Annotated in this window: 13 protein-coding genes; 1 reads left to right on the forward strand and 12 read right to left on the reverse strand. The window is 60.3% G+C overall.

Going from position 1 to position 14,759, the window contains the following annotated elements; translation table 11 throughout:
- Positions 1–112: 112 nt before the first annotated feature.
- Complete coding sequence (gene urtA, locus AC3WQN_RS12300; protein WP_103400945.1) at positions 113–1,378, reverse strand: urea ABC transporter substrate-binding protein; 1,266 nt, start codon at positions 1,376–1,378, stop codon at positions 113–115.
- A gap of 278 nt (positions 1,379–1,656) precedes the next feature.
- On the opposite strand from urtA, the gene AC3WQN_RS12305 reads away from it, so the two are divergent.
- Positions 1,657–5,022, forward strand: a complete 3,366-nt coding sequence (locus AC3WQN_RS12305) for a hypothetical protein (RefSeq protein WP_103400946.1) — start codon at positions 1,657–1,659, stop codon at positions 5,020–5,022.
- A 183-nt stretch (positions 5,023–5,205) separates the two neighbouring features.
- Here the strand turns inward: AC3WQN_RS12305 and AC3WQN_RS12310 are convergent, their stop codons facing one another.
- The 11 genes from AC3WQN_RS12310 to AC3WQN_RS12360 form a co-directional block, all read right to left on the reverse strand.
- Complete coding sequence (locus AC3WQN_RS12310) at positions 5,206–5,628, reverse strand: hypothetical protein (protein ID WP_103400947.1); 423 nt, start codon at positions 5,626–5,628, stop codon at positions 5,206–5,208.
- A 275-nt stretch (positions 5,629–5,903) separates the two neighbouring features.
- The gene (locus AC3WQN_RS12315) at positions 5,904–6,914 is read right to left on the reverse strand and encodes a FecCD family ABC transporter permease (RefSeq protein WP_103400948.1); all 1,011 of its coding nucleotides are present in this window, start codon (positions 6,912–6,914) and stop codon (positions 5,904–5,906) included.
- Positions 6,911–7,870 (reverse strand): ABC transporter substrate-binding protein, encoded by a 960-nt coding sequence (locus AC3WQN_RS12320; RefSeq protein ID WP_103400949.1) that lies wholly within the window; start codon positions 7,868–7,870, stop codon positions 6,911–6,913. The genes AC3WQN_RS12315 and AC3WQN_RS12320 overlap by 4 nt, the downstream gene beginning before the upstream one ends.
- A complete protein-coding gene (locus AC3WQN_RS12325; RefSeq protein ID WP_103400950.1) occupies positions 7,867–8,655 on the reverse strand; it encodes an ABC transporter ATP-binding protein in 789 nt (262 codons plus the stop codon). The genes AC3WQN_RS12320 and AC3WQN_RS12325 overlap by 4 nt, the downstream gene beginning before the upstream one ends.
- Positions 8,656–8,865: 210 nt before the next feature.
- Positions 8,866–10,248, reverse strand: coding sequence for a PepSY-associated TM helix domain-containing protein (locus AC3WQN_RS12330; protein WP_103400952.1), 1,383 nt, complete (start codon positions 10,246–10,248; stop codon positions 8,866–8,868).
- A 118-nt stretch (positions 10,249–10,366) separates the two neighbouring features.
- On the reverse strand, positions 10,367–12,496 hold the full coding sequence (locus AC3WQN_RS12335) for a TonB-dependent copper receptor (protein ID WP_103400953.1): 2,130 nt from the start codon (positions 12,494–12,496) through the stop codon (positions 10,367–10,369).
- 90 nt (positions 12,497–12,586) lie between these two features.
- A complete protein-coding gene (locus AC3WQN_RS12340) occupies positions 12,587–13,045 on the reverse strand; it encodes a DUF2946 domain-containing protein (RefSeq protein ID WP_492589486.1) in 459 nt (152 codons plus the stop codon).
- Between the two features lie 27 nt (positions 13,046–13,072).
- Positions 13,073–13,567 carry a copper chaperone PCu(A)C gene (locus AC3WQN_RS12345; protein WP_103400127.1) on the reverse strand — a complete coding sequence of 165 codons (495 nt, stop codon included), beginning with the start codon at positions 13,565–13,567 and terminating at the stop codon, positions 13,073–13,075.
- A 47-nt stretch (positions 13,568–13,614) separates the two neighbouring features.
- Complete coding sequence (locus AC3WQN_RS12350) at positions 13,615–14,016, reverse strand: DUF2946 domain-containing protein (RefSeq protein ID WP_103400126.1); 402 nt, start codon at positions 14,014–14,016, stop codon at positions 13,615–13,617.
- A 96-nt stretch (positions 14,017–14,112) separates the two neighbouring features.
- Positions 14,113–14,403, reverse strand: coding sequence for an addiction module antidote protein (locus AC3WQN_RS12355; RefSeq protein ID WP_095144803.1), 291 nt, complete (start codon positions 14,401–14,403; stop codon positions 14,113–14,115).
- Between the two features lie 3 nt (positions 14,404–14,406).
- The gene (locus tag AC3WQN_RS12360; RefSeq protein ID WP_103400125.1) at positions 14,407–14,709 is read right to left on the reverse strand and encodes a type II toxin-antitoxin system RelE/ParE family toxin; all 303 of its coding nucleotides are present in this window, start codon (positions 14,707–14,709) and stop codon (positions 14,407–14,409) included.
- Positions 14,710–14,759: the final 50 nt, after the last annotated feature.

Below are 14,759 nucleotides of genomic sequence, written 5' to 3' on the forward strand. Positions count from 1 at the left end.
CGGTGTGTCAGTCACATCGTTGCTGGATGTGCCGCCGACTTCGCGAGCAAGCTCGCTCCCACAGGGGTTGTGTTGGGTCCTGGCGTGGTGTTCAGGCCCGACATCCAGTGGCTTAGTTGCTCTTGACTGCGTAATCCGGCTTCTTGTCGTTACCGGCAATGAACGGGCTCCACGGCTCGGCACGGATCGGCCCTTCGGTCTGCCACACCACGTTGAACTGGCCGTCGGCCTGGATCTCGCCAATCATCACTGGCTTGTGCAGGTGATGATTGGTCTTGTCCATGGTCAGGGTGTAGCCGGACGGCGCGGCGAAGGTCTGGCCAGCCAGGGCTTCGCGGACTTTGTCGACATCGGTGGACTTGGCTTTCTGCGCCGCTTGCGCCCACATGTGGATGCCGACGTAGGTGGCCTCCATCGGGTCATTGGTCACAGCTTTGTCGGCGCCGGGGAGATTGTGTTTTTGGGCGTAGGCTTTCCAGTCGGCGACGAACTTCTGGTTCACCGGATTCTCCACCGACTCGAAGTAGTTCCACGCGGCGAGGTTGCCCACCAGCGGTTTGGTGTCGATGCCGCGCAGTTCTTCTTCGCCGACGGAGAAGGCCACGACGGGGACGTCGGTGGCTTTCAGGCCTTGGTTGGCCAGTTCTTTATAGAACGGCACGTTGGAGTCGCCGTTGACGGTGGAGATGACCGCCGTCTTGCCGCCGGCCGAGAATTTCTTGATGTTGGCGACGATGGTCTGGTAGTCGCTGTGACCGAACGGGGTGTAGACCTCTTCGATGTCCTTGTCGGCAACACCTTTGGCGTGCAGGAACGAGCGCAGGATCTTGTTGGTGGTACGCGGGTAGACGTAGTCGGTACCCAGCAGGAAGTAGCGCTTGGCACTGCCGCCTTCTTCGCTCATCAGGTATTCAACGGCCGGGATCGCTTGCTGGTTTGGCGCGGCGCCGGTGTAGAAGACATTCGGCGACATCTCTTCGCCTTCGTATTGCACCGGATAGAACAACAGGCCATTGAGTTCTTCGAACACCGGCAACACCGACTTGCGCGACACCGAGGTCCAGCAGCCGAACACCACCGCGACCTTGTCCTGGGTCAGCAACTGACGGCCCTTTTCGGCGAACAACGGCCAGTTCGATGCGGGGTCCACCACCACCGCTTCCAGCTGCTTGCCATTGACCCCGCCCTTGGCGTTGATCTCGTCGATGGTCATCAGCGCCATGTCCTTGAGCGACGTTTCGGAGATCGCCATGGTCCCTGACAACGAGTGCAGGATCCCGACCTTGATGGTCTCGGCGGCCTGGAGGCTCCAGGTCATGCCCATCGCGGCAATGCTTGCCGATAGTGTGAAAGCCTTGATCAAGCTACGACGCTTCATTGTGCGATCTCCATGAACTCATGAGTTTTCTTGGTGGGCAGATGCGGACGACTGAAGGGTCTATAGCAAGGGCTGTGCCTAAGCGCTGAAGCGTGCGGTTTAGCGATGTCGCTGATGGTCGCGCACGACAGGTTGCACCATGGACGGGCGTGTATTGCTGCGTGGCGCATGGCGATGCGCTCAGGTGGTGCTTAACCCTATATATCTACCGCCAGGCAATTTTTTCGCTCGATAACCTAGTGGCTCACCACAGTCTGTAAACAGGTTGGAGTTATTTCATGGATGAAAATAGAAACCCAAACGATGCCTCTATGCGGTCAGGCGTCGCCGCCCCCCTCATGAGCCACGAGTTCCTCTCGGCGGACGATGCGGCGCGTTATGCGCATGAGCAGGTTGGCAAGCGGCGTGACCGTGAGTTTGTCGCAATGATCATTAAGCTCAACAATCAGCGGTTTGCTGTGACTGAGCCTGCTGAGGCTGAAACCGATGCAGCGAAGGCACCGCCCCTGTTTCCTGTCGACGGAATGGGCCGATCAATCGATCCGTCGAATTACCAGTTACATAGTTTGTTCTACTCTCACCGGGCGCTCTCGACTCTCGATGTAACAAAAGTGCAGGAATTGAAATGGTCACGCACAGACGCCATCGTGAGCTTACAGATGTTCAGCGTTTACGAGTTGTTCCATATTGTCGTGCAGGGCACTCCAGTCTATCTGTCAGGTGCCGACGAGAGCCTGTTGTGGTTCGAGCCCGATTCCAGCCACTGGCAACAGTTCCTGTCGCGTTTGGGCACGGTGAGCCATCCGGGGCCGCTTGCGCGGGGTGTTGAGGATGGCAGCGTCTTGCCTGGCGAGCTTGTCAAGCAGGTGGCCGCAGCCGGAGAGTTGCGGATTGTCATCGACAATGCGCTATGGGGTAACCGGGGGAAAGTGACTGACGCCTGGGCACCGTTCCCCGAACCGGCCGAATGGCGGAGACCAATACAGGTTGCCTATGGCGCGATTTTTTCGTCGGCGGACGAAGCGGCACATGATCGCTTTTCCCGGGGGACTGGGCAGAATGAATCGGAGCAGACCTGGTTCGGATTCATCCTCAAGCAACAAGGCAAGGAGGAGTACATTGCAACGGAGTTGGTAGCGGCTGGTTTCGGTCGGGACAAACTGTTTGCTCGTCAGAGTCTATTCCCCAGAACCAGGGAAGGCTTGATTTATGTATATCCAGAGTCATTCCAGCGTCATTCATATTTCTATGCACGTCAACGGGTAACGCAGACGTGGCGACCCAATCGACTCTGGTTGGCCAAGCACTTTATTGTGCCCGCAGACCTGTATGTGGTGGTGGATGACTCCAAGAGGCCACCGGTCATCGAGGGACCCGAATCGATTCCCACGTACATTGCGACACAGGACGGCGCGTTACTGAAGTATGTCGCGCGCAAGAGTACCAAGTTGTTTGATGACCGCACGCCGAATATGGGGCTGGAGGATATCCAATCCAACCTGGCCAGTGAAAAGTTGACCCAGGCCGATTTTGTCAGGGTAGTGGCCAACAGTGGCGAGTTGAGGGTCTTGCACCCTAATGTGTGCTGGGACAGGAAAGGTTTGGTCGATGCGCAATGGGCTCCCGCCCAGAACATCGAACGTCGACGCCTGGGACCGGTTTTCCCGACTCAGGATGACGCGGCGCTGTATGCCCGTACCAACCTCCCAGCAACCACCGACAGCGTCTTTGGCGGTCTGATTCTGAAGCGCACCGATGGCATGTTTGTCGCCACTGAGCCGGTGATCGCGCCACAGGAAGACTTTGATGTGAATTGGATCTTCCCCGATGAAAGCATCAGCGCCGGACTGTTCCCTGCTGGATGTTCCATTGTCGCCCGCTATCGCTCGCGTCATGCCAGGGAGGTGCCGGTGTTGTTGTCTCCTTCGAATAAGCAGCTTTACCTCAACATGCTGTCGGTGGATACCGTCTACACGGCGTTCAAGCGAGGGTCAACGTTGCTGGATGAGTACCTGTTCGGTCCTGACGGCTCGGTGATTCGTTACCGTAGCGGTACGTGGGATCGATTGCGGGCCGATCTGGCCAATGCATTGAATGATTTCAAGAAGCTGCCCCCTGACCTGGATAGCGCATGGATAAAACAGCGCATCCATGAAGGGGAATTGAAACCATCTGAATGGGTCGACTCGCTGGCAAAAAACGGCTATCTGCAGGTGGTGGCCGGCAGTCCGGTCTGGGGCCGGCCACGCGCGGTGAGCCGCTTCGGCGTTCCGAGCCCTGAGCGTGCGACTCACACGTATGACCAGGCCGGCAGTGAGCCGCTCTACGGTCCTGTGTTCACGCAAAATTTCGATGCAGGTCGCTACATCCACGAACAGGCCGGGAGTCGAGCCTCGCAGAGTTTCGGCTTCGTTCTGCATCGCGAGCCGCACAAGGTTTTCTTCGCCAGTTTGCCGATCGAGGTGCAGCAGTCGAAGCTGGCGTATGACCGGGTCTTCCCCGACGGACTGGTGCCGCAAGGCTACGTCGTCGAAAGCTTGTATCTGTGCGCGGCGCAAGCGCCGACTGCGTCGTCCGACACGGTTACGCAACATTTCTTCTCACCGATGGATGTGCACCTTGCACTTGCGCGAGCGCATTCGAACCAAGGTTATCTGCCGGTTTGGTTTTCCTGCGCTGACGGGGCATTGTTGCGGTTCGAGATGGAGTACTACGACCCGGCCCAAGCAGCGTTCAAGCCTAATCCGTTCGCCTCTCTTGAACAGGCCAATACGGACTTACGCAGTATCCGCCTTGGCACTTTCAGCCTTCAGGACTACATTCGGCGCATGGCCATGGCCGGGACTTTGGAGGTGGTGGTGCCAAGTGCCTTCTGGGGCATGGGGCGCATTGAGCACGATTGGCAACCGCGCCAAACGGGCGTGGCCGAACAGGAAATCTGGGGCTGGAGGCCGCACCTGCCCATGGGGCCGATTTTCCATCATGCCGATGATGCCGCCCGTTATATTCAGCGACGTGCGGGCAGTGCGTATGAGCAATCAGAGGTCTATAAGAGCGCGATAGTGGGCAAGCCGGATGCAAACTCATATTGCGGGGTGGAGCCCAGAGTCTGGAGGAGTGACGACAATGAGGTGTCCGAGCGAATTTTCCGCACGCTGAGTGACCCCTCGACCAATCGCAGGAATAAACCGCCGGTTTTTCCTGCCGGCTACGAACTGATGGCCAGTCACCACCTCTATCACTCGGATGCGACCACGCTGGCTACCGATGCTGAAAAAATCTACGCAAGCTTTGTTTCGCCGGGGCAGATGTATTTGTACACCCATGCCTTGCAGGGCAAAGGGTTCAATATTCGCGCCTACTATTATTCGACGCCCCATGGCGCTTTGTTGAAGTACGTGCCCACCTATTCGACAGACGAGAAGACATTGTTAATGACCCGGCAGGCGGAGTTTGTCGATGGTCTTTGGCACACACGGCTCTCTACCGCGGACTTTATCTCTCGACTTGCGAACATCGGTGAGTTGCGAGTGCTGACGGCGGCACACTACTGGAATCAGACCGGGCGTCTTGGCAGTAACTGGAAGGGGGATCGACAACAGATCCCGTTGGCGCCGGTCAGGTTCCATCGGGACGAGTTGTAACCCTCACAAGCCCGGGGGTGCCTGAATGCTTCAGGTCGCTCCTCTCACGGCTCAATTGCACGGTCAAAGACCTGGACTGAAATTCCAGGTCTTTGACTGCAGCAGGGAAAATAATAGAAGTATTAGCGGTTATGTCAGTGCGGATGGCGGCATAGGGCTCTATGAGCTAATTGCACAGTGGACTTACTGTCTGATGCACGTTTCCATTCCGTGACCACCGCCCTCATATTCCGGGCCGTAGTAGTATTTGGTAAAAGAGACTTTGCCATCGGCGCCTGATTTAAAGTTTGCAATACCAACGCCGTAGTCTTTCGGAGTAGGGTCGGAGTATGCAAAGTAGATGGCCATGGATTTCTCATGTGCGGCGGCGAAACCGTCATAGAAGGACTTGTCAGCCAGCGTCAGCGTGAATCGGTAGGCGCCGTACGGTCCTGTGCTTTGCTCTGGGTTGAGTTTTATATCGACGGTACCTTTGTATTCGCCAATGTGGCTGTCCATGCCGGTGCATTGGTACTGGCCGGTGTAGTCAGTGCCTGTGAAAGGGGGGTGGGCCGCCAATGCGGGGAGTGAAATGAATGCGATGGATACTGCGATTTTCTTAATCAAGTTGACCTCTTTTTGTTCTTCTGGGAGTTGTGAGAGTTAACGTCGTAAGGCGTTGTCCGCGATGAGTACAGTCGAGCTTTCTATCAGTAAACCGCGGCTCGAAGAGTATGGGGTTGATCAGTGTTTTGCTCAAAACAAGTTAAAGACAAGATTTTTCAGTGCTATATAAGCCTGCTAACTTTAATGAAGGGAGGCCGGCGCAGAGGTATTTCAGTCAGCTTTGAAATACCTTTGGCCCATCTGGAAGGGGATTTGGAAATGAGTGTTTGCCGGACTCAGCGCCTGCGCATCAGCCCGATGAAAAACACCCCGCCAATCGCCGCCGTGGCCACGCCGATGGGCAAGTCCTCGGGGGCGATCAAGGTGCGCGACGCGACGTCGACCCACACCAGAAACACACTGCCCAGTAACACGCATACCGGCAGTAAGCGCCGGTGTTCGGCGCCGACCAGGCGTCGGGCGATGTGTGGCACCATCAGCCCGACAAAACCGATGGAGCCGCTGATGGACACCAGCACCCCGGTCATCAACGAGGCAATCAAAAACACCTGCAAGCGCACCGTGCGAGCGTTCAGGCCCAGGGTCACGGCAGTCTGTTCGCCGGCCATCAAGGCGTTCAGAGGCCGGGCCATGCCCACCAGTAGCGTCAGTCCGAGCACTACACAGGCAGCGGGCAAGGCGAGCAGCTCCCAGCGCGCCAGGCCCAGGCCGCCGAGCATCCAGAACATCACGGCCGAGCTTGCTCGGTGATCGCCGAGAAACAGCAGCAGGTTGGCGACAGCCATCATCACGAACGACACCGCAACCCCGCATAGCAGCAAGCGGTCACTGTCGAGCCGGCCGTTGCGATTGGCGATGGCCAGTACCATCAGCATGCTCAGCAGCGCGCCGACGAATGCAGCAATGGGCAAGGTGAGCAGGCCGGCGATCTCACCCACATGCAGGATCACGATCACGGCACCGAGGGTCGCGCCGGAGGTCACGCCCAGTAGGTGCGGGTCGGCCAGCGGGTTGCGCGTGACCGCCTGCAGCACCGCGCCGATCAGCGCCAGGCCACCGCCCACCAGGGCACCGAGCAACATGCGCGGTACGCGGATCAGCCAGATGATGTGTTCGTGACCTGCGCTCCAGTCAACCTCGCCGATACCGAACGCCTTGTGCAGCACGATCCCCCAGACCACGTCCACCGGCACCCGTGCCGAGCCAAAGCCCAGCGACACCACGCACGAAACCAGCAACAGTGCGCCCAGCGCGGTGAGCAGCCCGGCATAACGACGGTTGATCATGTGCCCTGGAAACCCTTGGCCAGGGTTTCCACCGCCAACACGTTGTCGATCCCCGGCGTGGCTTGCACATAAGGGATGACGATGAAGCGCTTGTGCTTGATCGCGTCCACCGATTGCAGGGCTTTGTTGTCGAGCAGGAACTGCTGTTTTTGTTCGGCGGTGACTTCGCCATAGTCGACGATCACGATGACCTGGGGATTGCGTTCCACCACGTTTTCCCAATTGACCCGGGTCCAGCTCGCGTCGACGTCGTCGAGAATGTTTTGCCCGCCGGCCGCGTCGATCAGCGCTTGCGGCATGCCCAGGCGACCCGAGGTCATGGCGCGGTCTTCGCCGCTGTCGTAGAGGAACACCCGAGGCTTTTCGACAGGCAGGTGTTTGCGCGCCGCAGCCACTTGCGCCTGCATGTCGGCGATCAGCTGGTTGGCGCGGTCCTGCACGTCGAAGATTTTGCCGAGGTTGCGCAGGTCGTTGTAGGTGTCGTCGAGGCTGGCCGCCGGGCGCTTCATCACAAAGGCACAGGACTCGGTCAGTTCATAGACATTGATGCCCAGCGGGCCGAGGGTGTGTGGCGTCAGGTCGCCGCCGATGCGCATGCCATAGTCCCAGCCGGCGAAGAGAAAATCGACATTGGCGTTGAGCAGGGTTTCCACGGACGGGTACTTGGCCGCCAACTCCGGCAGGCCGTCGAGGATACTCTGCATCTGGGGTGTGACGGCTTTCCAGCCACTGATACCGCTGTAGCCGACCATGCGCGGCTTGAGGCCCAGGGCGAGCATCATCTGGGTCATGTTGATGTCGTGGCTGAGGGCGTGTTTCGGCGCTTCCTTGAAGGTCACTTCACGGTTGCAGCTCTGAATCGTCAACGGATAGTGCGTCGCTTCGGCGAACGCCTGGGCGCTGCCCAGCAGCAGGGCGACGGACAGGCTGGAGCGGAGCAGGGTACGCAAGGTCATGGTTGGGTTATCCAGGTAATTCGCGGGTAGCCGGACAGCGGATGTTCATCGATCAGAGCCTCGACCCCGAACACGTCGCGCAGCAGGGCGGCAGTCAGTACGTCTTTGGGCGTACCGCTGGCGACGATGCGTCCGTGGTTGATCACGTACAACCGATCGCAGAACGCGGCGGCCAGGTTCAGGTCATGGATGCTGGCCAGGACGCCGATCCGCAAGCGCTTGACCCGTTGCAGCAGCTCCAGCTGATAACGTGGATCAAGGTGGTTGGTCGGCTCATCGAGGATCAGCAATTGCGGTTGCTGGGCCAGGGCGCGGGCCAGAATCACCCGCTGTTTTTCACCCCCGGACAGTGTGGCGAAGGCATGGTCTTCAAAGCCCTTGAGGCCCACCGACACCAATGCCTGTTCGGCGATGCGCCGGTCTTCAAGGGTATCGCCATCGAACAGGCCCTTATGCGGGGTACGGCCCATGGCGACCACATCATCGACCGTCAGGCCGAAGGTATCGGGAAATTCCTGCAGCACCACGGCGATGCGTTGCGCACACCAGCGTGACGACTGCTTCCACACGTTGTGATGGTCCAGCTCAACCTCGCCGGACTCCGGTTTCGTGAAACGGTAGGCGCAACGCAGCAGGCTGGTCTTGCCGCTGCCGTTGGGCCCGATCAGGCCGACGAACTCCCCGGCGCCTACGTGCAGGCTGGCTTCTCGCAGCTGGAACTGGTGATGGCAGTGGCCATGGCCCAGGGGTGTCCAGGCCAGGCGGGTGAGGTTCAGCGAGGTCATGCCATTTCCTGTGAGCGTTCTCTGTGGCGAGGGAGCTTGCTCCCGCTCGATTGCAAAGCAATCGCTCTGTGTTGCATTGCCATCCCAGCGTTGGGCCAATGACTGATTTTTGGGGCCGCTGCGCGACCCAGCGGGAGCAAGCTCCCTCGCCACAACAGGGCGGCAGCCGGGCATTCTACAGCTCCGGCCGCCGCGCGCATCTCGCGGTGTTCAGGATGAAGATGAAGCCGATTCAGTCTGGCGACCCGCACGCATCAGCAGCACACGATCCAGCAGCCACACCACCACCAGCGACGCCCCCACCAACGGGAACATCACGGCCAGGGCCAGCATGATCAGCACCCCGGTTTTCCAGGTCGGCAGGTCATGGAGCAGCGGCGGCACCCCGAACTTGCCCAGGGGGCGGCGCTTCCACCAGATCACCACACCGCTGACGGCGCTGAGCAGGATCATCAGGCAGATCAGCAGGATGACGATCTGGTTGAACAGGCCGAACATCTTGCCCTCGTGCAGCACCACCCCCAGTTCCGTGGCGCGGGCGACGTTGCCGTAGTGCTCCCAGCGCACATCGGCGAGGACTTCGCCGCTGTACTGATCGACATGCAGGGTGGCGTCGTTGCGGGGGTCGTCGGCAAACACTGCGATGGTGAACACGCCGCTGGCAGTGCTCGGGAAAGTGATGCTGTAACCCGGTTCGACCTGGCGTTGCGCGGCAATGTCCTGCACATCCTGCAGGCTGATGGTTGGTGCTGCCGGTGCAGTGCTGGCACCTCCGTGGGCCATGTGTTCGGCATGGTCGCCGGACATCGGCATCGGTGTATTTTCCATGGCCCAGGGCACGGTCTGGCGGGTGGCGGTGTTGAGGCTGCGCGCTTGCTCGTCGGACTTGGGCACGCTGTCCCACATCGCGGCCGGGAAGCGGTTCCAGACTTCAGCGTATTTCGCGCCCCAGAAACCGGTCCAGGTCATGCCGCTGAGCAGCATCACCAGCAACAGGGCGGCGCCCCAGAATCCCGTGACCGCGTGCAGGTCACGCCAAAGCACACGGCCTTTGCTGCTCAACCGTGGCCACAGAATTCCGGCGCCACCCTTGCCTCGTGGCCACCACAGGAAGACGCCGGACACTACCAGCACGATGCCCCAGCCCGCCGCCATCTCGATCAATCGATCGCCGACGGTGCCGATCATCAGCTCGCCATGAATGGCCCGGGCGATGGCCTGCAGATTGTTCTTCGCGTCCTGCTCGCCCAGGACATCGCCCTGATACGGGTCGACGAACACGTTCAGTTCGCTGCCCGCGTTCTTCACGACGAATTGCGCGCTGCGTTCGGCATTGATCGGCGGCAGGTACTGGGTGACCTGGCCTTGTGGATAAGCCGATTGCACACGGTTGAGCAGCGTGTCGGCGCTGAGGCTGTGATGGCCGGCCGGCACATTCATCAGGCTGCCGTACATCAGTGGGTCGAGTTGCGGCTTGAACAGGTAAATGATGCCGGTCAGGGCCAGCATCACCATGAACGGCGCGACGAACAGCCCGGCATAAAAATGCCAGCGCCAGGCCAGGTTGTAGAAGTTCGGTGTGGGTTGCTTCATTACATGTGCTCCGCTGGGCTTGGATCTTGTAGTCGTTCTCGAGCTGCACACCTGTGGCGAGGGAGCAGGCGCCCTCGCCACAAGGGCAGTGTTCATGCGCGGGCTTGCCCGCGATGCGTTAGAAGCTCATGTCCACCTTGGTCCAGAGCGTGCGCCCTGGTTCGTTGATCGCTTGCGGGTCACTGGCCGGATAGCCGAACCCGGCATTGCCGGCCAGGTTCAGGTGCTCGGCGTAGTTTTTGCCGAACAGGTTGTCTACGCCGCTGCTGACCTTCCAGTGCTGATTGACCCGGTAGCTGCCATTGAGCGAGAACACCCCGAAGCCCGAGCTCTTGCCATAGTCCTTGCCCACCACATTGCCCTTGTTCAGGTCGATGCGGTTCTGTGCCGCCACCACGCGCCACAAGGCCCCGGTGCTCCACTTGTCTTCGCTGTAGGTCAGGCCGAAGCGTGCGTCCAGTGGTGGCATCTGCGGCAATGCCGTGTCGTGGGTGGTGTCTTTGCCCCAGGCGTAGGCCAGGGTCGCATCGGCTTTCCAGTTGGACGTCAGGTTGTACGCCGCACCGAGTTCGCCGCCCATGATCCGGGCGTTGACGTTCTCGGCCCGTGAGGTCGTGCCCATCGGGGTCGGGGTGTAGTCGAACAGGATGTAGTCGTGCACTTCACCGATGTAGGCCGAGGCCCAGGCTTCGAGGTCCTGGGTCTTGTATTGCAGGCCGACGTCGAGCTGAGTGGTTTTTTCCGGCTGGATCGAATCGAAGGCATTGAGCGAGCCGATCGGGCCGGACTTGGGCGAGAACAGCTCCCAGTAATCCGGGAAGCGCTCGACATGACCCAGCCCGGCGTACAGGGTGGTCGGGCTGTCTGCCAGGTCGTGCTCATAGCGCACGAAACCGCTGGGCAGGGTGTCGGCACGGGTGTCGTCAGCGGTCGGGTTGGGCCGGGTGGTCATTCCCGAGCCGAGGGTCTGGCGATAATCCTTGGCCGAAGCACGGTCCAGTCTTGCGCCGGTGATCAGGCGATCACGGTCGGCGGCGTACCAGGTCAGTTCGCCGAACGCGCCATAGTTGTGAAAGTCCGCATCCTTGTTGCGTGGCACGTCCTTGTAGGTGTCGATGCCCATCGCCTTACGCTGGCGATGTTCGTTGGTCTGGGCGTCGAGGCCGCTGATCAGTTGCAGGTCGGCCCAGCGCCAGGTGGCCTTGATACGCGCGCCGAGGGTGCGACGGTCGACGTTCGAGGCCATGGGCCCCGCCATCATCCCGGTGCCGGACGGTGAGCGCAGGGTGTAGTTGTCCATCACGTGGTCGGCGTAGTTGTAGTAGACCTGTGCCTCGAGCTTTTCCAGCACGTCGCTGAGGTTCGACTGCTCGAAACGCAGGCCGAGGCTTTCGCGCTTGAACTGCGAACCGTCCATGCCGCGTCCGGCGTAACGCGCCTCACCGTCACCCTTGCCGGCGGTCAGCTCCAGCAGTGTGTCGGCGCTCGGGGTCCAGCCCACGGCCACATCGCCATTCCACTTGTCGTAGCGCGACGGCACGGTGTCGTTGTTGCCGTCGCGGTAATCGTCGGAATGGGCGGTGTTGCCGATCACTCGCACGTAGCCCAGCGGGCCACCGGCGGCGGCATCCACCACTTTGTCGAAGCGTCCGTTGGAGCCGCCCAGCACGCTGGCGTTCACCCGGCTGCCGAGCTCGCCGAAGCTTTCCGGCTCGCGGTCGAACAGGATGGTTCCCGCCGAAGCGCCGGGGCCCCAGAGCACGGTTTGCGGGCCCTTGATGACCGTCAGCTTGTCGTAGGTCTCTGGCGAGATGTACGAGGTCGGTGCGTCCATACGACCGGGGCAGGCGCCCAGCAGGGTGCTGCCGTTGGTGAGGATGTTCAGCCGCGAGCCGAACATGCCGCGCAATACCGGGTCGCCGTTGGTGCCGCCATTGCGCACCAGGGCAAATCCGGGAATGGTTTTCAAGTAATCAGCGCCGTCACTGGCCGGCACCGGTTGGCGCGGGTCCTTGGGGTTGGTGACGATGGTCAGTGGCGAACTGGGGGCGATGGCGGTGATCACCGTCGGACTCAGCTCTTCGGCGTGCTGGCTGTGATCGGTCGGTGACTCGGCGGCACCGGCCATTGGCGCGAGCAGGGCACCGCAGAGCACGGTGACGGCCTGTTTGATACGAACCCGGCATGGGTTCGGGGTGAAGGATGCTTGAGCAGCGCTCAAGCGTGTGTCAGCAGAAAACCTGGACATAAAGATTCCATCAATCAGTCGTAAACACACGGCCAGCCGCCTTTGGCTGTCGAACTGGACAGTCGGCCGTGTCGGTGGTGGTGAAGGGGTTTACGTGACGATGGGCGGGGCGCGGGTGCGGGCGCCGGGGAAGACGGTTTGCCGGGCATGGCCCAGGCGTGGGGAGGGGCTGATGAAGTGAGGGGCGGGCGGTGTGTCGAAGAGCGCCAGCGACAGGCTGCCGGGCAGGGCGGGGCAGTTGAAGAGCAGGCTGCAATAGCCGCACTTTTCCCAGATGGCGTGATGGTCGGATTGCGGCGGGCAGTGTTCGGCGGCCGGTTGTACGTCATGCCCGGCATGGGCAGAGGGCGACATGTCCATGCTCATGTCCATCGACATATTCATGGACATGTTCATGGACATCGGCGCGCGTTGATCCATCGGCATCGACTGAGAGATCAGTGGACCGATAAAGATCATCAGCATGGCGAACAGGCTGATCCAGCTGCCGCGCGCGACCGTCAACGAGGTCTTGCGTGGCACGGATCGCCTGCGGCCGCGTGAGCGCAATGCGTTCACGGGAAACCCAGGCGGCGACTACTGGGCGTGCTGGTGCACTTGGCTGCCGGCAGGCGGTTGCTTCTGCACCGCGACCTCAACGGTCACGTCGCCGGATTTCTCGAAATGCAGGGTCAGCGCGAAGCGCTTGCCGTCGGTGAGCAGGCTACGGTCCTTGAGCTCCAGCAACATGACGTGGTACGCCATTGGCGCGAAGGTGACGGTGCCGCCAGCCGGGATGTCGACACTCGGGACCTGCTGCATTTTCATCAGGTCGTTTTGCATCACGTGCTCGTGCAGTTCGGCCTTGCCGGCAATCGGCGACGCGACGCTGAGCAGGCGATCGGCGGTTTTACCGTGGTTCTGAATCACGAAGTAGGCTGCCACGGTCGGTGCATTGGGCGGCAGCTCTTGCGACCAGGGGTGGGCGATCTGCAGGTCGCCGACGGTGTATTCGTGGGCATTGGCAAAGCAGGCAGGCAACAGCAACGCGGCCAGCAGCAGCGACTGCTTGACCAGGGATAGTTTCAACATGGCAGTTCTCCGGAACGATTTAAAACGCAGGTCAATTGCGAATCGAATCAGGCCAGGGGGGAGGCGCGCGGGTTGAGACTGGGCCATTGCTGGCGAGGCGTGGGAGTGTCGAGGGTCGGCGGTGGCAGGCTTCGATTGCTCTCGAAGTGCGCGAAGTACAGGTGCGGCGCATGGCCTGGTAGCGCCATCAAGGGCGCCGAGCCGGAGCAGCACCAGCAATGCTGCATGTTGGAGTGATCGTCGTTTTGCGGGGCTTTTTGCTCGAGATCACCGAGGGATATCGCCACCAGCTTGGTGCCGCTGGAGGAACAGAAACTGCCCCACAACAACTGCTCGGCCGGCGACTGGCCGGACGCTTTGGCCATCGCACTGGACATCGGCATTGCAAGCATGTTGAACAGCACTGCGAAGCAGGCGATCCAGGCAAATGCGAGCCGTTGTCGGGACATGGTCATATCCGGTCGAGTGGGAGATCAGGTGGCGTATTTAGCCTGATCGGGATTGATAAGTAAAAATCCGTTGTGCGGTGTGGTGTCGCAGCTCACTCAGATGGCTGTAGCGTGAAGCTTGAGGCCCAAGGCTTTCATGACCTTCATGATAGTCGCGAATTCCGGATTGCCAGTGCTGCCCAATGCCTTGTACAGGCTTTCTCGGCCCAGTCCGGCATCACGGGCAACCAGTGTCATGCCCTTTGCTCGCGCAATGTCATTGAGTGCGGCCCGTATCAACACGCCGTCGCCTGCATCCTCTTCGAAGCAAGCGTCCAGGTAGGCCGCCATGTCCTCTGGTGTCTTGAGATATTCGGCGGCGTCGAAGCGGGTAAATTGTTCGGCCATGGCTTACTCCTCACTACCGATGTTTCGCGCCATATGTTGTGCGCGCTTGATGTCACGTTTTTGCGTCGACTTGTCACCTCCCGCCAGCAACAGGTAAATCACCTTGTGCTTACGGGTGAAGTACATCCTGTAGCCGGGACCGTAATGAACACGCATTTCATGAACAGCTTCGCCAACTGCCTCACAATCGCCGAAGTTTCCGTGTTCGGCGGCTCGAAGCCTGGCAAGAAGACGGGCCTTGCCGATGGTGTCCTTGATTGAGTCAAGCCAGTCGGAAAATGCTTGTGACTGTTCGAAGTCGATCATGCCGGATCGTATTCCTTGGGATACAGGTTGGCAAGCGACACTCTTCTCTG

The sequence above is a fragment of the Pseudomonas sp. FW300-N1A1 genome, from assembly GCF_058789115.1.

Bases quoted from the DNA above. Each gene is read 5' to 3' on its own strand.
- AC3WQN_RS12360 (WP_103400125.1), bottom strand. From the start codon at position 14,709: ATGATCGACTTCGAACAGTCACAAGCATTTTCCGACTGGCTTGACTCA.
- AC3WQN_RS12325 (WP_103400950.1), bottom strand. From the start codon at position 8,655: ATGACCTCGCTGAACCTCACCCGCCTGGCCTGGACACCCCTGGGCCAT.
- AC3WQN_RS12345 (WP_103400127.1), bottom strand. From the start codon at position 13,567: ATGTTGAAACTATCCCTGGTCAAGCAGTCGCTGCTGCTGGCCGCGTTG.
- AC3WQN_RS12355 (WP_095144803.1), bottom strand. From the start codon at position 14,403: ATGGCCGAACAATTTACCCGCTTCGACGCCGCCGAATATCTCAAGACA.
- AC3WQN_RS12330 (WP_103400952.1), bottom strand. From the start codon at position 10,248: ATGAAGCAACCCACACCGAACTTCTACAACCTGGCCTGGCGCTGGCAT.
- AC3WQN_RS12315 (WP_103400948.1), bottom strand. From the start codon at position 6,914: ATGATCAACCGTCGTTATGCCGGGCTGCTCACCGCGCTGGGCGCACTG.
- urtA (WP_103400945.1), bottom strand. From the start codon at position 1,378: ATGAAGCGTCGTAGCTTGATCAAGGCTTTCACACTATCGGCAAGCATT.
- AC3WQN_RS12350 (WP_103400126.1), bottom strand. From the start codon at position 14,016: ATGTCCCGACAACGGCTCGCATTTGCCTGGATCGCCTGCTTCGCAGTG.
- AC3WQN_RS12320 (WP_103400949.1), bottom strand. From the start codon at position 7,870: ATGACCTTGCGTACCCTGCTCCGCTCCAGCCTGTCCGTCGCCCTGCTG.
- AC3WQN_RS12305 (WP_103400946.1), top strand. From the start codon at position 1,657: ATGGATGAAAATAGAAACCCAAACGATGCCTCTATGCGGTCAGGCGTC.
- AC3WQN_RS12335 (WP_103400953.1), bottom strand. From the start codon at position 12,496: ATGTCCAGGTTTTCTGCTGACACACGCTTGAGCGCTGCTCAAGCATCC.